General features: G+C 50.4%; 16 protein-coding genes and 1 riboswitch. Of the genes, 8 read left to right on the top strand and 8 right to left on the bottom strand.

All coding sequences use genetic code 11. The features are described 5' to 3' along the window. Nucleotides 1-378: 378 nt before the first annotated feature. Together E3J62_02995 and E3J62_02990 are read right to left on the bottom strand one after the other, a co-directional pair. Nucleotides 379-1,479 (bottom strand): DUF4388 domain-containing protein, encoded by a 1,101-nt coding sequence (locus E3J62_02995; GenBank protein TET46947.1) that lies wholly within the window; start codon nt 1,477-1,479, stop codon nt 379-381. Next, nucleotides 1,480-3,582: a tetratricopeptide repeat protein gene (locus E3J62_02990; GenBank protein ID TET46946.1), complete on the bottom strand. Its 2,103-nt coding sequence runs from the start codon at nt 3,580-3,582 to the stop codon at nt 1,480-1,482. Nucleotides 3,583-3,786: 204 nt separating this feature from the next. Between E3J62_02990 and E3J62_02985 the strand changes: the two genes are divergently transcribed. After that, nucleotides 3,787-5,532 carry a hypothetical protein gene (locus E3J62_02985; GenBank protein TET46945.1) on the top strand — a complete coding sequence of 582 codons (1,746 nt, stop codon included), beginning with the start codon at nt 3,787-3,789 and terminating at the stop codon, nt 5,530-5,532. Nucleotides 5,533-5,957: 425 nt separating this feature from the next. On the opposite strand, the gene E3J62_02980 is transcribed toward E3J62_02985, so the two are convergent. After that, complete coding sequence (locus E3J62_02980) at nt 5,958-7,712, bottom strand: T9SS type A sorting domain-containing protein (GenBank protein TET46944.1); 1,755 nt, start codon at nt 7,710-7,712, stop codon at nt 5,958-5,960. Nucleotides 7,713-8,196: 484 nt separating this feature from the next. Next, entirely contained in the window at nt 8,197-9,831 is a 1,635-nt protein-coding gene (locus E3J62_02975; protein ID TET46943.1) for a T9SS type A sorting domain-containing protein, read from the bottom strand. A gap of 324 nt (nt 9,832-10,155) precedes the next feature. After that, nucleotides 10,156-10,273, top strand: a riboswitch (FMN riboswitch). A gap of 60 nt (nt 10,274-10,333) precedes the next feature. Between E3J62_02975 and ribD the strand changes: the two genes are divergently transcribed. From ribD to E3J62_02940, 7 genes are read left to right on the top strand one after another with little or no spacing between them, the layout of a single operon-like run. Beyond that, nucleotides 10,334-11,458 carry a bifunctional diaminohydroxyphosphoribosylaminopyrimidine deaminase/5-amino-6-(5-phosphoribosylamino)uracil reductase RibD gene (ribD, locus tag E3J62_02970; GenBank protein ID TET46942.1) on the top strand — a complete coding sequence of 375 codons (1,125 nt, stop codon included), beginning with the start codon at nt 10,334-10,336 and terminating at the stop codon, nt 11,456-11,458. Next, a complete protein-coding gene (locus E3J62_02965) occupies nt 11,431-12,036 on the top strand; it encodes a riboflavin synthase (GenBank protein TET46941.1) in 606 nt (201 codons plus the stop codon). The genes ribD and E3J62_02965 overlap by 28 nt, the downstream gene beginning before the upstream one ends. Next, nucleotides 12,033-13,238: a bifunctional 3,4-dihydroxy-2-butanone-4-phosphate synthase/GTP cyclohydrolase II gene (locus E3J62_02960; GenBank protein TET46940.1), complete on the top strand. Its 1,206-nt coding sequence runs from the start codon at nt 12,033-12,035 to the stop codon at nt 13,236-13,238. Before E3J62_02965 ends, E3J62_02960 begins: the two co-directional genes overlap by 4 nt. Nucleotides 13,239-13,252: 14 nt before the next feature. Continuing rightward, a complete protein-coding gene (locus tag E3J62_02955; GenBank protein TET46939.1) occupies nt 13,253-13,726 on the top strand; it encodes a 6,7-dimethyl-8-ribityllumazine synthase in 474 nt (157 codons plus the stop codon). A gap of 12 nt (nt 13,727-13,738) precedes the next feature. Next, a complete protein-coding gene (gene nusB, locus E3J62_02950) occupies nt 13,739-14,167 on the top strand; it encodes a transcription antitermination factor NusB (protein ID TET46938.1) in 429 nt (142 codons plus the stop codon). Then, the gene (locus E3J62_02945; GenBank protein ID TET46937.1) at nt 14,074-14,898 is read left to right on the top strand and encodes a metallophosphoesterase; all 825 of its coding nucleotides are present in this window, start codon (nt 14,074-14,076) and stop codon (nt 14,896-14,898) included. The genes nusB and E3J62_02945 overlap by 94 nt, the downstream gene beginning before the upstream one ends. Before the next feature lie 2 nt (nt 14,899-14,900). Further along, complete coding sequence (locus tag E3J62_02940; protein TET46936.1) at nt 14,901-16,007, top strand: glycosyltransferase family 9 protein; 1,107 nt, start codon at nt 14,901-14,903, stop codon at nt 16,005-16,007. Nucleotides 16,008-16,176: 169 nt separating this feature from the next. Here E3J62_02940 and E3J62_02935 read toward each other — a convergent pair whose 3' ends face one another. From E3J62_02935 to E3J62_02920, 4 genes are read right to left on the bottom strand one after another with little or no spacing between them, the layout of a single operon-like run. After that, entirely contained in the window at nt 16,177-16,887 is a 711-nt protein-coding gene (locus E3J62_02935) for a hypothetical protein (GenBank protein ID TET46935.1), read from the bottom strand. A gap of 9 nt (nt 16,888-16,896) precedes the next feature. Beyond that, on the bottom strand, nt 16,897-18,540 hold the full coding sequence (locus E3J62_02930; GenBank protein ID TET46934.1) for a GAF domain-containing protein: 1,644 nt from the start codon (nt 18,538-18,540) through the stop codon (nt 16,897-16,899). A gap of 45 nt (nt 18,541-18,585) precedes the next feature. Further along, on the bottom strand, nt 18,586-19,554 hold the full coding sequence (locus E3J62_02925; protein ID TET46933.1) for a hypothetical protein: 969 nt from the start codon (nt 19,552-19,554) through the stop codon (nt 18,586-18,588). Nucleotides 19,555-19,563: 9 nt separating this feature from the next. After that, complete coding sequence (locus E3J62_02920) at nt 19,564-22,806, bottom strand: hypothetical protein (GenBank protein ID TET46932.1); 3,243 nt, start codon at nt 22,804-22,806, stop codon at nt 19,564-19,566. Nucleotides 22,807-22,824 lie beyond the last annotated feature (18 nt).

Here is a 22,824-nt window from a genome sequence, read left to right as displayed (position 1 = left end):
GGTATACCGAGGTGCCTTTTATATGATTATCAATCTGGCACAAGCAGATCCTTCGCCGGTGGCTCCCTCCGCCTTCGGCTCCCTTCCACTATCGCTCAGAACAAGCAGGATCAACTCCGAATCTGCTGGAAACCAAACACATCCAAGGGGAGAAGAGTATCGATGGGCCTAGGCATTTTGTCAAATGTCAAGCACCGTCCCCAATGCGACGGCGTAAGTCCTTGGATAACAAAGAGTCACAAGACCTAGAGAATCAGGAAAATGGACGAAATGTCAAATGTCAAGCACCGTCCCCAAATGACGTGTTCTTGGTCTGATTTTCGAATTTCGAAGGCTGCGAGAGTGGATGGGGGAATTTCGTGTTCTTGGTTTGTTGGGTTAGAATGGCAACTTGATGGAGGTTCGTTCGGTGGCGAGTGGGGTGAGCACGTATGAAGCTCCTCCATCTGTTCGCATGTAGTCGAATCCGGCTATTGCCTGGGGAGTAGTCCAGGACTCCCCAACCAACTGCTCGAGAGACCTGGGGTAATAGCCCTTCTTCAGGAAAAACTGGTCCAGTAACACCTTCAGGTCGCTCGTCGCACTCGTTCTAAGATGGGATGAGGTTGTTGTGACTTTTATTTTATCCTCTATCATGCTTCGCACATACAGGCCAAGGACAACATTGACAATCACAAAGGCGACAATGAATATCCACCCTGCACCACTGAGGGTGAACACCTTGATCTTGGCACCGGACACTCGTTTCCTCCTGGCAACCTTCGTGACCGCCAGCCCCTTCTTTTCTATGACGCCCACCTCCAGAAGGTTGAAACATGCCTGATAGGTTCTGAATTTGCCAAGTCCGGACACCTCCTGGAGCTGAGCAAGACTCATTGTACCGTCGACTAATTCCAGCACCTTCTTCTCGTTCGATCCAAACTCCATAGAGAGTATAGGCTTGGCTTTTTGTGCCAGGATTATTTTGGGGTCTGACAGAACCCTTCGGATTCTCGGCCATTCATCAACTCTCCGCATGCCTTCCATCATTACTGCCTGAGGGTTGACAGAGACCTGGACCACACCCTTAGGATATATTGTCGCATCAGTCTCGAATCTGTATTCTCCTTCCTTCCACGTCAGGAGTATGTCCAGCACTTCCTGTATCCTGAAAACAACTATCTCTTTCAGCTCTTCTTCAGACACGAATCCGAACTTGAGAAGGATTTCTTCAAAAGAAGAGCCGGTTTCAGCCTGGTGCCTCAAGATCTCCTGCAACTCTTCGCTTGAGATTCTTCCTGGTTTCACGAAATAGTCCCTAAGGACTCTGTCTCTGGTAGCACCGCCGTATATGGCTTCCACGAGCTGGCCCTTTTGAAAACCTACGTTGGCCACCTTCGCGTCGGACTTTATTGTCAGAACTCCGGTCTTTTCCTGGCTCATAATCAGCTGGAGTATGTCGGGCACTCCGAAATCTTTGAGATTCCCTGCCAAAGCCATCTACATTTCCTCCATCGTAAGAGTCCTCGTGGTGCTCCTAATGCAGAACACATATATCACAACCATTGCTCCCGAGGCGACAAGCCCCTGGGTGAACCCTGCCGCAGCCTCAGAAAAAGGCGATAGCTTTATGAACAATCCTCTGAAGGCTATGTTTATCAAAGCAATCGAGTACACAAGAGAATACATGACTCCCTTCCAGGTGGAGCCGAGAAAAACGTGCCCTGCACCGGGCAACACAGCCGTAAGAACCAGGGATTTGATCGCTCTGAATTTATAGGCTCTCTCCCTCAGTTTGGTCTCCAGCCTTTCCCGCATGCTGGTGGAATCAGTCACCACCATCTTTTTGGTACACTTGGAGCAGATTTCGTTCTCAAGACACTTGTGGCACGCCTGAACCCCACAGACAATACATGTCGTATAAAGGGACACACCCCTCAACAGAATACCCACCAGAATAGAAAGAAACAACAGCCCTGCAGCAGTGATTGAGAGAAGCGTTGGGTATGCTCCGAAAAGGCTTCCCACGATAGCGCTGTCGTTTCCTTGAGGCTTGGAACGAAAGAGGACTCGCCACATCTGAGAAGGAGGAATCGCAATGTCTATGACTTGTCTGTTGTAGGTATCACCTGCTATTCTTCTAAACCGGCGCACCAGAGCGTAGTCAAGCTTGAGCGCTCTATTCAATTCCTGTGACGCCTCAGGAAGCATCAGTCTTTTTGAGTAGGTCTGGGCCATATTGTATCGTGGGGCAGCAGACCCGGGATCCAGCTCAGCAGCCGTCGTGTATTCTTCCATGGCTCTGTCATAGTCTCCAAGTGCAAAATATGTGTTACCAAGGTTGTTTCTCACTGCGGATGATCTCGGTTTCATGCCGGATGCAACGCTGAACAGTGATATCGCCTCCTTGAAGTTCCCACCCCGTTTTTGGAGGAGCCCCAAGGAAAAGATCATATTGAAATCCCTCGAGTCTTTTTCCAGATGAGACTTGATCTCAGCGGCAAGAGAAGGCTCGTACCCGCTTTCCTGAGCCCTTGCCATGATGCTCACTTCATGGTGAGGATCAAGCGGTTGAAGCAGTTTCGATTCAGACTTCATAAGAAACGGGACAAGGATCAAGTAAACAAAGAATACGAAGATGAAAAACCTTTCTCTGCGCAAGGCTGGAAGCCAGGCTCCAAAAAGATAGACGGGTATGATGATCAAAGGAAACATGCTCCACAGCCAGATTAAAGGAATGCCCATTATAGCCCACGCAAGCGTACCTCTATGGGCGTGTCGAAGTCTAGAAGGCAGAAATTCAAAAGTCCGGTGCTGTATACTGGGCAAGTTTCTAAAGGTTATCCCCAGTAAGAACGCAACCGCAACGATCATCAGGCAGATCGCAGCTACTCTTGAACCGTTCAACACGACCAAATGCTGCGCGAAGAAGCTCTCCCTCACTGCCCTGTACAGTGCAAGCATCTGGCCCACAGCTTTGCCCCTGAGCATTCTTATGTCCAAACCTGTTGCCAACAGATTTGCAGAAAGCGAGTAAGGGTCAAACTCAAGAGCCCTTTCCAGCTCTCTCAAGGCTTCTGACCTTTCGCCTTCCTTCAGTTTCTCCACGGCCCTCCTGTAGAAATAGTATCCGAGCGCGGGCCTGCTTAAATATGCGGAAGACATGCTCAAATCCAGAAGTGCATCATAAACAGCCTCTTCGTGTTTGGTGAGATTCAAGTTCTCATACCTTGACGCCAAAACTAACAAGAGACCCGCATCATTCGCAGCTCTCTTGTTGGTAAGGACGAATAGAGATTCGCTCACATCTTCCTGGCCAAGCCTCCTGCATGCATTTGCCAGTGCAAGACAGAGAAAAGGATTCGAAGGAGTGCTATCGGTAAACACCTCCAGGATTGGTATGACAGTCGATATGTTTTCCGCGGCTATTTCTGTCTCGCCTAAAATCAGTCCGGCAAAGAGTGGATGAATCCGATTTGTCTCCTCCATTAGTGCATCAGCTCTGAGGAATTGTCTAAGAAGTAGGTCTCCGTTTGCTTGCGCTGCGTGCGCAGAAAGGAGTAGGACAAGCAGAGTGGGGAATCCGTATCTCAGCAATAGCAATTTGCCTTCTCTCACAGCATCGTGGGTCAAAGCCCTATGATATTAAAAATTGTAGCCCTATATGTCAACCTAAAACTCTAACAGCTGTATGGTGTAAGCTGTAAGCTCGGTTTTTGGTCCCATAGTTTTAATCTTATAGCTTACAGCTTATGGCTTATTTGGCAATTGACAACGGCTTTTGGCTGTTGTAGATTTAGAAGGCAAATGGCAGCTTTTTCTATTCCAGTGTCTGCTAAGTCTTCGGGCCGCAACCCCCTAGGGGCAAAGCACTTGCTCTGCCTGATTCTAGTTGCAGCTCTAGCAGGTTGCATGCACGCAGAGCCACGCATCCCAGACGAGATAGCCACCGACGGAGAACCCGAACCATACCTCAAAGCCCAGGAGCTATACAAACAGGGGAAATATGAGGAGGCGGCTGGTCTCTTCCAGAAAGCAGCCAGTGGACTTCTGGATCCGGAAAAGATTGCAGGTGCACGGTATATGGTTGCCTTGTGCAAGTACCGCCTGGGGAAATACAGGGATGCGATACTTCAGGGTCGAAATTTGATCCATGTTGATCCTTCAAGTCGATACGTGGACGATGCCATGCTGGTAGTTGCCAAATCTTACTCAAAGAGAGAGAATCATCTCCAATCGGCCAGTTACCTTCTACGCATTTTATCAACCTCTGAGGATGCCCGTCTTGTGCGCGAAGCTGAGAAGACTCTCACCCGCATGGCCAGACAAAAGCTGGGATCACGTGAATTGCAGAAGCTTGCCAGGGACTTCCCGGATCAGAAACTTGCGCCTCTTCTTCTCTACCAGGCCGCAAAACTTGAGATACAGGCAGGGAGGAGGTCGAGGGCAACACAGATAGTAAGGAAGATGACTACCCGATATTCTGGCAGTCGATATGTCGAGAAGGCCGAAAGGATGCTTCAGGGCATGACGGGCATGCTCGTGAAAAGGACATTAGGTCTCTTGCTCCCTGTGAGTGGCGAATACTTGATGTATGGGATGGCTGTCCAGCGTGGAGTCAGTCTTGGTTTGGACACAACCATGTTCAGGGTAGTAACATATGATACTAAGGGCGACCCCATTGAAGCGCTTAAGGCAACCCGGTCGATGATAGAGCAGGATGACGTGCTTGCCATAATTGGACCTGTGCTCTCCATGCCCACCATTGCGGCCGCGGGAGTTGCGAGCAACAGGGGAGTCACCCTTATCTCCCCCACTTCGACTGAAGGTCGGATATCAAGCATAGGGCCTTACATATTCCAGCTCAACCTCAGTCTTCAATCCCAAGCTAAGGCAATTGCAGACTTTGCTGTGTCCAGTCTCGGCCTGTTTGATATTGCGATCATCTATCCTAAAGATGCTTACGGCGAAGGGCTTTCAAAAATCTTTAGAGATGTGGCCACCTCCCTGGGTGGCAGAGTGCTCGTCACGGCGGGCTACGAGGCAGGAACCACAGATTTCAGAGAGCAGATTCTTGCGGTCAAGGCCTCGTCACCGCAAGCGGTCTTCATACCCGCATATCCAGATGACATCGTTCTGATTGCTCCTCAAATGAGATACTACGAATTCGAAGGGACTATGCTTGGAGCCGGAGGCTGGCATTCAGAGAAGGTGACCAGGCTTGGAGAAAAGTACGTTGAGGGTGCTGTTTTCGCGGCTGTGGAGACTGGATACGCCGGAGGTGTAGCAAGCAGGAAGTTTGAGGCTCTTTATGAGTCGAAATATGGATCCAGGCCGAGCAGGCATTCTGCTCTGGGCTATGATGCGATCCAACTCATTCAGAATGCCTCAAGAGATCCTCAAACCACCTCGGAAATACTCATGGAGAGGCTCTCTATGGTGACCACCTACTGGGGTGCATCTGGTGCTGTTTCTTTCTCTTCAAGGGACGACGTAACCGGACAGGCAAAGATATACACCATAAACAGAGGACGATTCAAACAAATAAAATAGTGTGCCCTCCGGGAAGTACGAATTACGAAGTACAAATTACAAAGACCCCACCCTTCTCCAATGCCAGGCCCCTCAGCCATACACGCCCCCCCTGTGTCATTGCGAGCCAAATAGGTCCAGCCCGTCGCAGGCGGGATGAGACATATTTGGTCCTTCGTCGGCATTGCCGACGGAGGAGAGTAAGCAGTTCCGAAGCAATCCCCATGTTGGCAAGTCGCGATATCCAGTATCTACTCCCAGGAATGCACAAGAGACGCACCGCCAGGTACCAGGCACCCCCCCGTGTCATTGCGAGGAATGAAATGACGAAGCAATCCCCATGTTCGGCAAGTCGCGCAATCTTAGATCATAGATCTTAAATCATAAATGTAAAAGGGCCCTCCGCAGGATCACGAAGGGCCCTTTTGCCTGATTTCAGCAGAAACCTACTCGACCATAATCATCTTCATCGTCTCACTGGTTCTGGCAGCGTTAAGCTTGTAGAAGTAAACTCCCGCTGCTACGTTTCTGCCTATTTCGTCCTTCCCATCCCAGGGAACAGTATGAATGCCTGGTTCCATGGTGCCAGATTGAAGAGTCCTGACGAGCCTTCCGCCAATATCGTACACCTTTAGCGATGCATGGACCGGCAGAGATATACTGAATTTGATAGTCGTGCTCCTTCTAAAGGGATTCGGAGTGTTCTGGTAGAGTTTTGTGCGCACATCCCTTCTGAGAGCAAACTCTTCCTCGACACCAACAGTCGGCAGATGGATTATCCTCATCATGAAGTTCTGGGCGACAAGATTCCAAGTGGAGAAATCCTGTGTATAGTATGACTTGAGGCTGATCGGCGGATCGGCATCGCCACCGACGCCAGGGCCATCCCCTCCGTTCGTAAACTGTGCGCAGAGCCATATTGGCTGAGAAGTACTGATATAAGTCTGAGTCGAGTCGAAATCACGGACGATCCACTCGGGCGGGTTACTCGCATTGGGCGCAGCTATTTCATCGTAGGGATTGTTGTAGTCAGGAAATCCCAAATTATCAGGGCACAGTCTTACATTATCGAACGGCACTACGGAGTTCACGTAGATCTTGAACTTATGAACTCTAAAAGGGGGTGAGAACTGAGGTATGAGCTTGACTCCAAACGCGTCCTGGGGACCATTCGGCTGAGTGACAACCCAGTAGCCGTCCTGTTCGAAATCGTCATATGCTATTTCGCCGTATTCATAAGTCTCTGTGATCTTTGTCAGTTCGTCATTATTCGGGTTCTGATCTGTGGGCAGCAACGTCTTTGCCTTCACATTGTACTGCTGGCCATACAGAAGCGGAGTCCAGTTGGCGAAAACTACCGTCCTGACGGATCCGCCCGTAAGACTCGCGACATTTTGCGTGTCCGCATATACTGTGTCAATACCAGCTATGATCAAGACCTCCACGTCAAAGGTTTCAGTATCGGTACCACTGTTTTTCACATTCAGCCTGACCGGGTAACTGGTGTTAACTTCCGCACCATATCCAGGCGCGAGAATATCCATTACGTAGACATCGTGCTGAAGTACTCCCCAGGCGACATACGCTTCATGGTATATCTCACCATTAGGATAGACACCACCCCAAGAACCTTGGACCCCGTAACGGGTGTGGCCCTGGAAGGCACCATCAGTAAGGCTGGTAGGGTGGTATGGAAGGCTTTCCCAACATACAGTGGGGTGGACTGCAACGTAGAATTTCCCCCAGGTGATCTCAACTGAGTCTGGGCCCAGGTCAAGCTCTGTTTTCAAAGGACGCTTGGCTGCAACCAGCTCAGGAGACTCGTAGAGCAAGTTCGATCCATCATCGTCGTAGATTTTGAATGTGAAAAGGCTGCACGGGCCCCAGAGATACGGGGCTTGTTCCACAAAAGTAGTCCTCACCTTCTTGATCCAGAATGGATATACCGCGTTGGGGAAGTCGAAAGGGTCAAATATGGTCGCCCTTTCAGGGCCATTCCACCAGATCCAGGCCGGTGTTCCGTCATAGTAAGTAATCCACTCCTCGCCGAGAGTTATGTCGCCTTCATAATTCTTGGGCGATATCCACTCCTCAGTGGTCTTTCTGGCCGCGTTTTGGCTCGGAGCCATCGTCTCAGCCCAGGAACTGACGGCAATGAGAGTTGCAGATGCAAATACAAGAAAGACCAAAAACTTCTTCATCACAAACCTCCTATTGTGATTGGGCTACTCTGCTCAAACAAGAAAACTCCGGAACAAACCACCCCCTCTCATTGTCAGTATTTGCTGTCTCACATTCGACAGTATCAGACCCCCCTTGTGCTGTCAAGGGATTTTTGGAACCCTGAAACCCACCTCAAATAACCGAAAACTGCAAACTACGAACTGCAAATTTCAAACTACGAACGAACACCCAAAACCTTTGAACCACAGATTTCACTCCCTCCTTCGCCCGTCTTCGCTCAACTCCGTTGAGCTTCGACGGGCTGACGGCCTTGTGGCCCTGGCCACCGAAGCTGGTTGTTGGGATTGGGTGGTGGAGAAGCCTAGGTGGCTTCGGAGGGCAAGGATTAACACAAGATTTCCTTATGGTTCGGTTTCAGCCATGAGAATGGGCTTTCATCTGTGTTAATCTTGTGTAATCTCGTGGTTTCAGGGGACTATGCTGTGGAAGAAGGGTGGAGGGTTATTTGATAAGGATTAACTTGGCTGTAGATTCGAGCCTGCCCACGGAGAGCTTGCAGAAGTAGACTCCGTCTCGGACCCCAGGGCCGTCATCGCCTTTCCCGTCCCATATTGTCCTGTGATTACCGGGAGAAGTCTCGTCATCCACGAGGGTCCTGACGAGCCTTCCGGCGGCGTCGTAGATACGAACGTTCACTCTCCCGGGGACAGGTATCTCGTAGAAGATCGTGGTGGACACGGAGAAAGGATTGGGAACGATCGTGTGAAGCAACAGGCGACGTGGCCTGCGAACGTACAACTCTTCTGCTACGCCGGTAATGGCATAACTCAACATGCACAAAGTGTCGTTCGATGGGTCAATATCACCAATGAGTATAGTCCAGACGCAGGTCCTGTAAGGGACTCCTTGCTCAGGAGGCACAGTCCATTGAGTGAACCCTACTTCCTGATCCCCTCCAGGGGCAAGATTAAGCACCTGGTTTGTGTCCGTGTAGACCACACCACCAAAGCTGTCAATCTGGCAGATTACTAAGAAATACTCACTGCTGCCCCCATAGTTGTGCACCCATGCCACAGGACTGTAGTCCATGCCGGTCCATACTGTATCAGGAGGACTTGTGATTGAATCTACCCCAGCATTATGTATGACCGGATTCACTGCGTAGGTTCCCTTGCACAACGTGTCATTGCTCAGATCCGCATCCGACGCCAAAAGCGTTGCCACGCACATAGTGTAAGGCGTACTGTCATCAGGAGGAACTGTCCACTGCTTGAAAACACACTCGGTATCTGCGGCAGGGGCAAGAGACAGCACTTGAAACGTATCGGAATATCCTCCCGGATTGATGAGACACTCCACCAGGAAATTCTCAGAGTGAATTCCGTAGTTGTGTACCCATGCGACAGGTGAGTAGGTGGACTCCGGCCTGACAGTATCAGGCAGACCTGTTATTGAATCTGTCCCAACATCGTGTCCGTAGTATTCTACGAATGCTCTTATGATCAGGTCTCCGTCGCCACCAAGGTCATTCATAGTGTACCAGACACCCGAGACACCAATACCGCTCCTCTCGTTGTAATCCACCGCGGAGTCTGCCCCCGCAAGTGTGGTGTCCAGACCAGCAGGTGCCTGAAGGAAATAGCCTATCCAGAAGTCTGTTGACTCCGGATATGTGATCACGCTTGTGATATCGATAACGTTCAGGCCTGTTGTGTCCGGTGTGAAGGTCGTGCTGAATACACGAGTTCCAGGCTCTCCACCGTTGTCATCCCAGACAATAAGCGTGCAGGTCGGTGCCTGACCAGACCAGATATCAATGGCGCAATGTGCTTCCTTCAAGGTGCAGTCCATGGCAGGCGTGAACCTCATTGCCCAGTAGACATCTTCCCCGGGGAGCCAGAGTCCAAAGGTGAGCGTGCCGTCGTCATACCTGATTGTGTCCCCAAAACTCGGGACAGGAACACCAGCGGGGGAAAGGGGCTGACCGCCAAGGGCTTTCGAAACGATCCTGGGCCCATCCTCTTCCGACAAACATGTCGCAGTGGCCGAAAGGCCCACAAGAGTAATGATAGACAACAGCAAAAACCGTCTTCTAATATCCATATGAGAGCTCTTCTTACAGGAAGCCTGGCACATCGCACGAAAGGAAGGGCGGCTCCCTGCCGCCCCATCCTTGTCACTTAATAAAGGTTACACCATCAACACGCCAATGTCAAGCACATTTTCCTTTACCTTCGGCCCATTAGAGCTAATAGTCATTTTTGGCTCAACAGTCCTGCCTGTCCTGCCCGTCCCGAGCCGAGTCGAGGGGAGGGAACCCGAAGGGAGAGTAGTCGAAGCACAGAGTCGAAGGATCTGCTTGTGCCAGATTGCTTCGCTATCGCTCGCAATGACAGTACTTGCTATGACATCTGGACCGAATTGCCCTTGACAGCGGAAGGGTTCTGCTGTATATTGACTATTCCTCTTCGGGGCTGGGTGAAATTCCCGGCCGGCGGCGAACGCCCGCGAGCCTGAAAGGGCTGATCCGGTGAAACTCCGGAGCCGACAGTGAAAGTCTGGAAGGGAGAAGAGGGAAACAAGTACTGACACTCGCAAGACCCCCTTAGGCCCCGAAGAGAGCTATCGGGGTTTTTCTATGCCCAGCATCGAGAGAAACATAATGAGAGAAGCACTGCTCCTCGCTCAAAAGGGACGCGGAAGGGTGAGTCCCAACCCCCTCGTAGGCGCCGTAGTCGTAAACGATGGGAAGGTGGTCGGAAGAGGTTACCACCATGGTGCCGGAAAGCCTCATGCAGAAGTGAATGCACTATCAGAGGCTGGATATCTAGCTGAAGGGGCAACGATGTATGTCACTCTCGAGCCTTGCCTCACATGGGGCAGAACCCCCCCCTGCACAGAGGCAATCATCAAGGCGGGAATATCAAGGGTTCTCGTAGCGACAACCGACCCAAACCCGTCAGTCTCTGGTAAGGGGATTGAACTACTGAGGAACTCCGGGCTCCAGGTCGAACTCGGGCTGCTCGATGAAGAGGCAAAAAGGATGAACGAGAGCTACATCAAGTTCGCCAGAACCGGTCTTCCCTTCGTCACCCTGAAGGTAGCGGCCACTATTGACGGTAAGATAGCGACCGGGGGTGGCCAGTCAAAATGGATAACAGAAGTTGAGGCGAGAGACCACGTTCAAAGCCTGAGAGCCGATGCGGATGCAATCCTTGTGGGTGTTGGAAGCATTCTGGCAGATGATCCCTCGTTGACCGTAAGAATCGGCGAAGGTGAAAGAAAACCCAGAAGAATTGTCCTCGACTCCAAGCTCCGTACTCCACTACATGCAAAAGTACTGGATCGAAATGCGCCCACCGCAATAGCAACGGCCGTCTCATCCCCCAAGGCGGTGGGCAATGCTGAGATCTGGTCTCTTGAATCTAGCAACTCAGGTAGAGTCAGTCTTGACAGTCTTCTGAGAAGGGCAGCGCAAGAGGGAATTACGTCAATCCTTGTCGAAGGTGGAGCAGAGGTCTTCTCATCCTTTCTCAATGAAGACAAAGTCGATAAGTTGATCCTGTTCGTGGCTCCAAAGATTATCGGTTCAGGTCTCGATGCATTCAAAGGTTTTGCAGCAGACGGCCTCAATGATGCTTTTCAGCTTGACATAACGGACGTCCGTATGGTAGGCACTGACATACTGGTGATCGCCTATCCAAAGAAGTCCGAAAATAGCAGAGGTTCGATCAAATGTTCACGGGACTGGTTCAGGAAATAGGAAAAGTCATCTCAGTCTCCAGAATGAGAGGCAATCTCAGGCTGAGCATTGAAGCCGTGAATGTTTCATCTGAGATGAACAGTGGCAGCTCTGTCTGCGTGAACGGTGCTTGCCTCACCGTCATCAGTCCTGGCCGCAGATTTGAGGTGGAGGTTGGCCAGGAGACTCTTTCGAGAACAAATCTTTCAGAGCTGAGGGCTGGAACCAGAGTCAATCTTGAAAGCCCGATGACACCTTTATCTTTGTTCGGGGGCCATTTCGTAACCGGTCACGTCGATACGACCGCTAGAATAAGGTCCATAAAACAGCCGAGCGGCTCCCAGCTCTGGGAGATAGAAACTCCCCAGATGGTGGAGAGGTACATAGTTGAGAAGGGAAGTGTGTGCGTTGAAGGAGTCAGCCTCACCGTGGCATCCGTCAAACCTCGGGCGTTCACAGCATCCCTGATACCTCACACTCTTGCATCGACGACACTGAAAGACAAGCGCCCGGGCGATAAGGTAAACATAGAGGCCGACATCCTGGCCAAGCACATCGAAAAACTGATGGATAGAAATAAGGAGACAACCGAAACATGAGCGATTTTGACACCATACACGAAGCAGTGCAAGATATTAAAGTCGGAAAGATGGTCATTGTAGTAGATGACGAAGATAGAGAGAACGAAGGCGACTTCATAATGGCGGCTGAAAAAGTGACGCCTGAGGCAATAAACTTCATGGCCAAGCATGGGAGGGGATTGATCTGCCTACCCATAAACAGTGAAAGACTGGATGAATTAAAGATACCGGCCATGGTTTCAAAGAACACGGCCAAGATGGGAACACCTTTCGCAGTCTCTGTGGATGCAATCAAGGGGACCACGACAGGCATATCGGCCCACGATAGGGCTCAGACCATAAAGACTATCATGGACATTAATATTCGTCCCGAAGATCTGGCCCGACCCGGACACGTATTCCCTCTCCGCTCGGAAAAGGGTGGCGTGTTGAGGAGAGCAGGACATACCGAAGCCACGATTGATCTTGCCCGGCTGGCTGGCTTCTATCCTGCGGGGATTCTCTGCGAGATCATGGATGCTGATGGAACAATGGCGAGGGTTCCGAGGCTTATCGAAATCGCAAAGGAACACGGGCTCAAGCTGATAACCATCAAGGATCTAATCAAGTATAGAGCCAGAAGAGACAAGCTGGTAGAAAAGGTTGCTTCTTCCTTCATACCCACCAGATATGGGAGGTTTGATCTGCACGTCTATGAATCGATACTGGGCAGCTCTCACCATCTAGCTCTGGTAAAAGGAAAAGTATCCGGAAAAAAGAACATCCTGGTTAGAGTACATTCTCAGTGCCTCACAGGGGATGTCTTCGGTTCGCTCAGGTGTGACTGCGGAAGCCAGCTCCACAAGGCACTCGAGATGATTGGAAAGGAGGGTAGAGGTGTTTTCCTCTACATGAGGCAGGAAGGGAGAGGCATTGGTCTTAAGAACAAAATCCGCGCCTACGAGTTACAAGATAAGGGGCTGGACACCGTTGAGGCGAACCTTGCACTCGGTTTCGACCCTGACCTTCGGGACTATGGAATAGGGGCTCAGATACTCGTGGACCTCGGCCTTTCCACGATCCGATTAATTACCAACAATCCAAGAAAGGTTGTGGGTCTGAAAGGGTACGGTCTCGAAGTTGTGGAGAGGATACACCTTGAGGCCACGCCCACAAAGGAGAACAAAAGGTACTTGAAAGCAAAGAGAGATAAGCTCGGCCACATCCTGGGAAAGGTATAGAAAAGGGGGTAGATGTGAAAGAATTTGAGGGGAACCTCTCCGCAAAAGGCAGGAAATTTGCAATCATCCTGTCTCGGTTCAATCAGTTCATAGGGGACAAACTCTTGGACGGTGCAATCGATTGCTTGAGAAGGCATGATGCTGACGAGGACAAGATTGAGGTTTACAGAGTTCCGGGATCTTTCGAGATTCCCTGTCTGGCAAAGCACCTTGCCGACTCAAAGAAGTTCGATGCCATACTCTGCCTTGGTGCGGTGATACGAGGGGATACACCACACTTCGAATTCATCGCCCGGGAAGTGGCAAAGGGCGTCGCTCAGGTGTCGATGGACAGCGGTGTTCCCACAATTTTCGGTGTCATAACCGCAGATACCCAGGAGCAGGCAATCGAAAGGGCGGGAACAAAAGCAGGCAACAGAGGTTGGGATGCCGCAATCAGTGCCGTGGAGATGTCGAACCTCCTCGGACGGATAAACAAAAGCAAGTAGGACCAGACCCCGATGGGCAAGAGAAGGCGAGCAAGAGAGTTCGCACTCGAAGTTCTTTACAGAATTGAGATTGCAGAGGACGAACTGGAGTTCGTTCTAAGCAACCATTTCGCTTCCAAATCCGTAGATGACGAAACAAGGGCATTTGCTGAATCATTGGTAAAACAGGTCATGAATCACTTAGGTGACATTGACAAGCTGATCTCAGATACAGCGAAGAACTGGGACCTTGTCAGAATCGCGATCATAGATAAAAACATTCTGAGATTTGCCATAGCCGAGCTCCTGTATTTTCCGGACATCCCCATGAAAGTTACCATTGATGAAGCAATTGAAGTTGCCAAGAAATACTCAACCCCGGATTCAGGCAGGTTCGTGAACGGCATACTGGACAAAATAGCGAAAAGCCACCCCGAGGCTGCGACAAAGGCAGGGAACTGATATCGTTGAGATATGCGCTAATATCTGACATACACAGCAATCTGGAAGCATTGAACGCGGTGCTGGAGGCTCTCGAGAAAGAACGAGTTGACCAATACATTTGCCTGGGAGACATCGTCGGATATGCTGCTGATCCCAACGAGTGTACGGAGATTGTGAGAGAAGTGGCAGATGTTGCGATTTTGGGAAACCACGACAGCGCCGCTCTAGATATGACCCGTATAGAAGGCTTCAACCCCCTCGCGAGAACAGCAATATCCTGGACTGGAGATACGCTATCCTCCAAGAATAAGAAATACCTGGAGTCTTTGAGCACAAGCATGGTGCTCAAAGGCGGCCTTGTAGTCCACTCCAGCCCCTCCAATCCTGCCATGTGGAGATACATCTTTTCAATAGATGATGCCAAGATGGAGTTTCACCATTTCATTCAGCGAGCCTGCTTTGTCGGACACTCTCACCAACCTGTTACGTTCGTCAACTCCAAGAACAGAGTGATTGTTGATGCGCGGGCGAGCCTCGACATCGAAGAGGAGAACCGTTACATCATAAACGTTGGGTCAGTGGGACAACCAAGAGATCTCGACCCCAGAGCTTCGTACGCCATCTACGACACCGCCCGGAAGACCGTTCAAATCAAGAGGGCCGAATACGACATTGAAACTGCACGCAGAAAGATCATCGAAGCAGGACTTCCTCGCTTTCTTGGAGACAGACTGTTAGCCGGTAGGTGAGTTTGGCCCTCAGGAGCACATTCTTACGTAGGAGCCCATCTGTTAAGAAAATTCTTGTAATATCGCTGCCGGGAATAGGCGATACTATCAACTGTACCCCCATCCTCCAACCTCTGGAGAGAGCTTTCCCCGGGGCGCATGTGACTGCCTTAGTCATGTACAAGCCCTGCAAAGAAGTCCTAGAGGCCAATCCTCGCATTGATAAAGTCATACTCTGGGAGTTCTTGAATGAGGGCCCTCTGTCTTCTCTCAAGTTCCTTTTGAAACTGAGGAGGAAGAAGTTTGATCTGAGTATAATGTGTTACCCGGCAAACAGAATAGAGTACAATCTTGTCAGTTTCATTATTGGCGCAAGGCTCAGACTGGCCCACCAATATCATCATCAAAATGCAAAGAATCTCTTCTTCCTGAACAACAGGACCGTGCTCGAAAGGCCGGATCTTCACAATGTGGAAGAAAATCTGAGACTCCTTGGCCTGGCTGGAATTGACATCTTAGAAGATGACAAGACTCTCAGCCTCCCACTGAAAGAGACGGACAGAACATATGCGTCCCGGTTCCTCCATGAACTCCCCCACGACCAGGTTCTCATCGGCATGCACGCATGGTCCACGACTCTCAAGAATATGCACAAGAAGTGCTGGCCGGCCGAGAATTTTGCTGCCCTTGCTGACAGGTTGAGCAAGAATCACAACTACCAGATTCTTCTTTTTCAGGGGCCCCACGACGTGGACACAAACAGAACGATACAAGAAGCCTGCCAGTCACCTTTGTACATAGTGGAGGGAACAACTGTCCGCCAGAGCGCAGCCATAATGGAAAGATGCGACGTGTTCATCACCAACGATGCAGGGCCTATGCATATTGCCGCTGCCGTAGGAACGCCCGTAGTAGCGATATTTGGCCCCACTGACCCTGTCTGGCTGCACCCCTGGACCGGACAATATGCCCTCGTGAGAGCAGGACTTGCCTGTAGCCCATGCTTCTACTACAGCCCGAGGCCACTAACCTGCAGGAGAGGCGACTTCGCCTGTCTGACCAGCTTGAGCGTGGACTGTGTGTACAGTGCCGCGGAAGAAATCCTGGCGAAAACCATTTCTGGTTCTTGAACCAACTTTGAGCCAAATCCCAAACTCAAAGCAAATCTCCACCGCCAAATTCCAAGCTCCAAATAAACTCCAACCTCGAAATCCTAAATCACAAACTCGAACCGTTAGTTGTTTCGAATTTCGCGCTTGGTTATTCTGATTTGTTTGTGATTTGGCGCTTGGAATTTGGCTATTTGGGTTTGGCCAGACGTATTGTAATTTGACCGAAGGCTTTTCTCTGCCTCACCAGAATCTTCTGCAGTCTGATCAATTCAAGAATCGCCAGAAAAGTGACTATAAAATCAAGTCTTGTCGAGTCCGACGAAAACAGCCTGGAGAAATTCAAGCCTGTCTCTCCAGAGAGAATGGACACTATTTCCTCCATTCTTTCTTCAACTGATTGCCGGGCTGTTTCTACCTCATAGACATCGATCTTCTCCACTTTGCCCAGAATTGCTTTAAAGGCAGAGAGCAAGTCAAAAAGGCTCACCTCTGAGTCTATCTCCTCCTTGGCTTCAGGTTCAGCTGCATGCATATAGGTCCTGGGGAAGTGGTCCCGGGCGGCCTCCTCCCTATGACCCAATCTTGCGGCCGCTTCCTTGTACTTCTGGTATTCAAGCATCCTCCGCTGCAGTTCAAGTCTGGGATCCTCTTCTTCCTCTTCCAAGGCAGGTGTAGGAAGGAGACTCTGAACCTTGATACGCATTAAGGTTGCCGCCATCAATATGAACTCAGCCGCATACTCAAGGTCGAGAAGCCTCATCAATCTTATGTATTCAAGGTATTCGTTGGCTATTTTCGCAATAGGAATATCCTGAATATCCAACTCATCTTTTCTCACCAGATATAGCAAAAGGTCCATAGGACCTTCGTAAACTTCCAGCTTTACACTAAAGGCCATGCAGCTTTTCTACCCCTCCTCTGACTCTGCTCCACCTTCTCTCTGTCTGTCATAGGCTTTGCAGAACGCATCTACCACATCAGGGTCAAACTGGTAACCAGCATTCGACTGAAGGTACTCTAGTGTCTCGTCGATCGATATGGCTCCTCTGTAGGGCCTATCTGTGGTCAAGGCGTCAAAAACATCCGCCACAGAGATTATTCTGCCCAGAAGAGGTATCTCTTTTCCCTTCAGTTTGTCAGGATAACCCAGGCCGTCATACCTTTCGTGATGGTGTCGTATGCCGGGGATTACATTCTTCATCGCCGCTATGGGACCCATTATCTCGCAACCCCTCACTGGATGGTCCTTGACAATCTCAAACTCTTCATCGGTAAGCTTACCGGGCTTGCCCAAGATCGTATCAGGAATGCCAATCTTGCCAATGTCGTGGAGAAGAGAAGCTATTTCTACTCTCTTCACTTCGTCCTTGGACAGAGCGAGTTCCCTGGCCGCCATCACGCTGTACTCTGTTACCCTTTCGGTGTGCCCGCGAGTGTACTTGTCCTTTGCCTCAACCACGAATACAACAGCCCGTATTGAACTCTTGAAAAGTTCCTCCAGTTCAGAGTAGAGCCTGGCATTATCTACTGCCACCGCAGCGTGTCTTGCAAACGCCTCGAAGAGTTCCACATAGTCCTGAGTGAATCCGCTTGTCCCCTTCTTGTTGAGAGACTCTGCAACACCAACCACTCTCCCCTTGACCACCAATGGCACAGCGAGGATCGACTTGGTTACGAAATCGGTCTCCTCATCAACTTTCCTGTAGAACCTCTTGTCCTTGGCCACATCCGGAACAAGGAGAGTCTCACCAGTCTCAGCCACCCAGCCAACTATCCCTTTTCCCCAGGGTACGCGCACACGCTTCGCCTTGCCGCCCCCAGTTCCTGTGGCGGATACGAAGTAAAGTTCATTCTTCTCTTCATCAATCAGGAATACGGAGCTTGCCTCTGCGTCCAACACCTCCTTCGCCTGACTCATTATCAGATCGAGGACCTCTTCCAGGTCCAGCGTGGAGGTCATGTGAATGGAGGCATCCATTAACACGCTCAGCTTGGATACCTTTTCTGACATTTCCCAGTAGAGTTTTACACTGTCCATAACATTAGCCAGATGAGAGGCAAACAGACCCGCCATCTCCTGATCGTCCTCGTCGTATTCCCCTTCTTCCCTCTTGTTAATGAGCTGAACAACAGCAATCACCTCTTCTTTCGACTTGACAGGAACAGACAGGATACTTCTCGTGTCGAACTTCATCTCTTCCGCTATTCTCCTCTCCCACTTAGGCTCACGCACAACGTCATTGGTCAAATAGGGTATTCCTGTTTTTGCCACCCAGCCCGCGATGCCCTGCCCCATCTTCATGTGCCCACCCACCAACTGGTCCCCCTTCTCCCCCTTCGCAACCTTGAAGTTGAGCGTGTCACCGACCACAAGGTAAAAAGAGGCTGCTTCGGAAGGAATCACCTCCATAAGCAGCTCCACGGACTGATCGAGAATCCTATCCAGATCGAATGTCGATTTGGATATTTCAGCAGCCCTTTGAAGAACCTTAAGTCTGAGTTTTAGAGCATTTATGGCTTTGTTCCGCTCGTCCTTCACCTTCTTGGCCATGGCGCATGCAATCTATCATTTCCCGGTGGGCATGTCAAGAATATATTAAAACGGCCATAACCTGCGTCTCTTCCTCAGTTTCGCTCTCAAGAGAGGTATCGCTTCCAGAGCGGCTTCTCTTCCACGATCAATACAAAAGTCGGGTTTGCTGAAGTCTGCCCAGTGAATGGTGTCCATTCTAGGACGAACAAGAAGGTCAGCTTTTTCGGCCCGGAGAAAGTTTAGCCTCCTTTTCGCGATTTCATCAGCCCTGAAGTTTATTTCAAGCCCACTCTTCACGTTGAAGTCTCTGCTCATCTTGTCCAGAAGGTCAACGCCAATCACAAATTCTGCTCCCATCTCCCTTGCTGCATCTACAGGAACAGACGCAGTGACTCCGCCGTCAACAAGGATGCCTTTTTTGATCTCCATATAAGGAAAGACACCGGGAATGGACATGCTCGTCCTGACAGCCTGGATCAGCGAACCCGATTTGAAGACAACGTCCCTACCAGTGGTCAGGTCCAGGGCCACGCATGCAAACGGGATCTTCAACTGGGTAATCTCAATATCGGGGAGGATCAATCTCAGTACAGACTCAATCTTCTCACCCTCCACCAACCAGGGCCTCATTGCAGCTCTGCTCATCAAGAAGCGCTTCCTCACAAAATCCGTTATCCTTCTGAACAGACCTGGCCCTGGATGATCCTTTTTCACCAAAAATTCCAGCCCTATCGCATCAAATGCCTCGCTGTGCAAGAGGGCCTTTGTTTTCAGAGCAAGTTCTTTTGCATCTGGTTCCGCAGCATAAGCTGCGCCAATCACTGCACCTATAGATGACCCGGCAATATAGGATATCTCTACCGCGTTCTCCTCCAGGACCTGAAGAACACCAAGGTGTGCCAATCCTTTCGCAGAACCGGCACCAAGCGCAATACCTATCCTCCTGCGCACAAGTATGCCTCCTCGAGAAGGTATGACGCCCGACCCTGAACCCGACTGTCTGAAGAGGGTGTCATACGGCGGTGAGTGAATAAGTCTCCATCAGAAACTGGCCCGCATCTCCGCCCGAAATGTATGCTTAGGCTTATCATCCGGTTCCTTTCTCACCGAGTAATTCAAGAAAGAAGTGAGCCACTCATTAACCCTGTACTCCGTACTCGACCTCACTGTGGTTGTCAATCCAGGCGCGTAGATGGCCTGTATGTCCGGCGGAAGTACGTCGGACTCGGATCTCCTGTCGGTCACCGTGACGCTAAGCTCGGCCCTTCCTCTGCGTGTGAGATAGTAGCGTATTCTCGGAGAAATCTCTCTAGAGGTCATAGCAACAGCCCCGAGCGAACCGTAGTGGTATGGCTCGCTCACTTCGCCCATCTCATATCCAGCAGAGATCGATGGCTCAAAACGGTTATTCAGTCTCCAGGTAAGAGTGGATCGCACATTCTTCCAGGACTCTCTCCTTTCGGAACCCCTTTCTGTGCTTCGTGTCTCCTCGCTTCTTGTGCCCACCTCGACTTCCCCGGAGAGCGCTCTGCTCAACTTCGACTTGCCCAATAGAGAAAGCTGAAATCTTTCTCTCTCTTGATGGACTGTCTCCAATCGGTTGTCCTCGTAATCACCATACCTCAATTTCATGCTGAGTGAGCGGTTCGAGTACGGGAAAAGATCGATATCTCCCTGGAATGAAAAAGTTCCGGATAGGGTCGTCGAATCGTTGTGGAAGTTTTTGAAGTCAAATGTGTAGATTGAAAACCGGTTTTCCTGAACGGTCTTCTCCTCGATTGTTATGAATCCGTCAAAAGACAGAACGTCTACAGGCAAGAGATAAACTCTGAATGAAGAAGAGATATCCGCAACTGGCCTGTAGTCCCCCGTCGCCACTATCTCTCTTCTGTAGTTACCTTCAGGGTCTGGATAGTATTCGCCTGTGCTTGGATCCTTGCTGTAGTCGCCGGTCCCCTCTTCTACCTCATGGAAAACCTCGCGCCTGGCTCTCGATTGAGTCTGAGTCAGCTCATATCTTGCTTCCACGGACATGCGTTTCTCAATCGGCTTCACCTTCAGTCTCAGACTGGCCAGATCGTAGTTAGAACTCTCACCTGGGAAATCGTGTTCGTACCTTTTGTCCCTGTGGACGAAGTCGAGGGAGCCGCTCACTCTCTTTGTTCTCGATGCCCGAAAGGAGGCTCTCGCAGTTCTTATCGTGCCCTCGCGCGTCCAGCCACCTTCATCCAAAACATCATCGAGCCTGTGACTGTATGAAACGTCGCCGGTCATCCAGTCCAGACCCAAAGATAACCCGGCAGTCCCCTCCCTCAGCCTGGTTTCGCCCTCCTCCTTAAAGAAGGAGAGTCTCGGAGAAAATCTGCCCAACCTTTGTGTGGCAGTCAACCCGTGCCGTATGCGCGTGCCGGTGGTATCCAGGTCGTTTTCCGCTCTACTATATGCGTAGGAGATTGATGGCAAACTTATGTGATTGAAGGAAACGTCCAGCCCCGTCTTGTTTGCCTCGCCACCTGGTCTCTCCAGCCTGCCAAAGCTGGCGGTCATTCTCATTCCATTAAATGGCGAAACCCCAACTTCGAGTTCTCCTGCCGACTCTTCACCTTCACTTTCACCGACATTCCAATTGTCTTCATACTGGACTTCAGTTCTTCTCCCCGGGAAACTGAACCTATCACCCCAGACCCTATACTTACTTCTTATGAAGAGCTTCTCCCGGAAGTTTCCATCAAATGAGAAATCATAGGCTGAGCCGATATTATCGTCATCTGCTATGGAAGAGAACGAATTCTCATCTCTCCTGTTTCCTGCGTACTCGAAGCCTGCCGCAACACCTTCAGCAATCTCGTAATCCGCCCTGAAAGAGTAGAACTCATCTCTTTGGGGCAAGGGAAGCCTCACTTTTGCTACATAGTCTCCATTGCCCAACCCAACATATTCGTATCCTCCGAGAGCGTAGTTGTATTCATAGTCCCCCTCACCTTCGGGCACCCTCGTAAATAAGACCGAATAGTCCCCCTTCCCATATCCCTTGTATTCATACACAGAGTCAGTCAGGATGTAACTTCCCAGACTATCACCAACCCACACACCGCCTGGCGCCCACGCAAGCGAAGTGTCGTCCCCGGCATTCTGAAGCAGCTCCTTCCTCTCAGGTGTGATGCTCAGGCTCACAGGTGAGTCTTTGTCATCTCCTTCATACAGGTAACTTCCACCGATCAGGAGTTTCCCGGCTAAGGATGAGTAGGAAGCACTGGCAGCATAGAGAGACCTTCTGTAGTCCAATACAGCATACTCAAAATCGACAAGAATCCTTGAAAGAGAGGTGATGAGAACCCTGCTGGTGAATGTCACCTGCGCGGTGGAGTAGTCTATCACATAGTCATTGTTCTGGCCTCTCTTCTTTATCTCTCCGTCCACATAGACCTTTTCTGAACCTGCGACAATCACAATGTCCGTCCTCCCATCCTCAGACGTGAGCTGGTAGGGACCCTGTTTTGCGTCAATTCCCCAGAGGCGGTTGAAGCCGAAACTGCCCCTGTTGCGTGCTGCAGCCGCCATCAGGCTTACTCCCGAGAATCTCACCTCACCCATTCCTCCTTCCAGCTTCCTCGCTATCTCGCCGAACCGAGAATCTCTCATTTCCAGGTCATAGTCACCAAATGAAGCACCCAGGTTCTTTCCTTTTATCTCGAGTACAACCTGATCCAGCTCCTCGAGTTCTTCTGTAGTCCCTTCAGGCTGTATGGGAGTGGATTGATCGGAAAGGATAGCTCTCACCTCAACCCCTTCTGCTGCCATACCTGATATGTTCACTCTCAGGGCCTGTTCAAGCTCAATGTCTTTGCCTGAACCTACACTTATCCCCAGTGACTTTGACCCTCCGATTATGAGGGTAGAAGGTGCAGATGATGTCTCTTTTCTCTCGACGGGCTCTTTTTTCATGATAGCCTTCTCTCCTTCCACATTGGCCTGGATTTTGTGCCTGTAGTATTGCTCGCCTATCTGGAAGGGGAAGAATCTGTAACTCACAACAAGTGCAACACTCTCAGATGGTGATCGCTTCAACGTCAAGAGACCCAGCCTGTAATTTATCCTGTAATCTTCATCTCTGGTAAGCAGTACATCTTCAAGAAGAACAGAGTCAGAGTCCTCTATGATAAAGCGTTTTCCAAGCTGATAAGGACCTGGGCCTTTTGTTAGCAGAGTGTCAGATGCTCTGGAAAGCTCAACGCTGCCTGTCGAACTGCAGGCCAGAATTATGAGTAGGACGCTTGCCAGCATGGATGCCGGCAGTCGAGC

The sequence above is a fragment of the candidate division TA06 bacterium genome (assembly GCA_004376575.1).
In the GTDB taxonomy this organism is placed as follows: Bacteria; Hydrothermota; DG-26; order E44-bin18; family E44-bin18; genus E44-bin18.
This window is presented reverse-complemented; position numbering and strand designations above follow the sequence as displayed.

Excerpts from the sequence above, each read along its gene's own strand:
- E3J62_02935 (TET46935.1), bottom strand. The coding sequence starts at position 16,887 with ATGGCCTTTAGTGTAAAGCTGGAAGTTTACGAAGGTCCTATGGACCTT.
- nusB (TET46938.1), top strand. The coding sequence starts at position 13,739 with ATGGGCAAGAGAAGGCGAGCAAGAGAGTTCGCACTCGAAGTTCTTTAC.
- E3J62_02975 (TET46943.1), bottom strand. The coding sequence starts at position 9,831 with ATGTGCCAGGCTTCCTGTAAGAAGAGCTCTCATATGGATATTAGAAGA.
- E3J62_02960 (TET46940.1), top strand. The coding sequence starts at position 12,033 with ATGAGCGATTTTGACACCATACACGAAGCAGTGCAAGATATTAAAGTC.
- E3J62_02920 (TET46932.1), bottom strand. The coding sequence starts at position 22,806 with ATGCTGGCAAGCGTCCTACTCATAATTCTGGCCTGCAGTTCGACAGGC.
- ribD (TET46942.1), top strand. The coding sequence starts at position 10,334 with ATGCCCAGCATCGAGAGAAACATAATGAGAGAAGCACTGCTCCTCGCT.
- E3J62_02985 (TET46945.1), top strand. The coding sequence starts at position 3,787 with ATGGCAGCTTTTTCTATTCCAGTGTCTGCTAAGTCTTCGGGCCGCAAC.
- E3J62_02930 (TET46934.1), bottom strand. The coding sequence starts at position 18,540 with ATGGCCAAGAAGGTGAAGGACGAGCGGAACAAAGCCATAAATGCTCTA.
- E3J62_02965 (TET46941.1), top strand. The coding sequence starts at position 11,431 with ATGTTCACGGGACTGGTTCAGGAAATAGGAAAAGTCATCTCAGTCTCC.
- E3J62_02995 (TET46947.1), bottom strand. The coding sequence starts at position 1,479 with ATGGCTTTGGCAGGGAATCTCAAAGATTTCGGAGTGCCCGACATACTC.
- E3J62_02980 (TET46944.1), bottom strand. The coding sequence starts at position 7,712 with ATGAAGAAGTTTTTGGTCTTTCTTGTATTTGCATCTGCAACTCTCATT.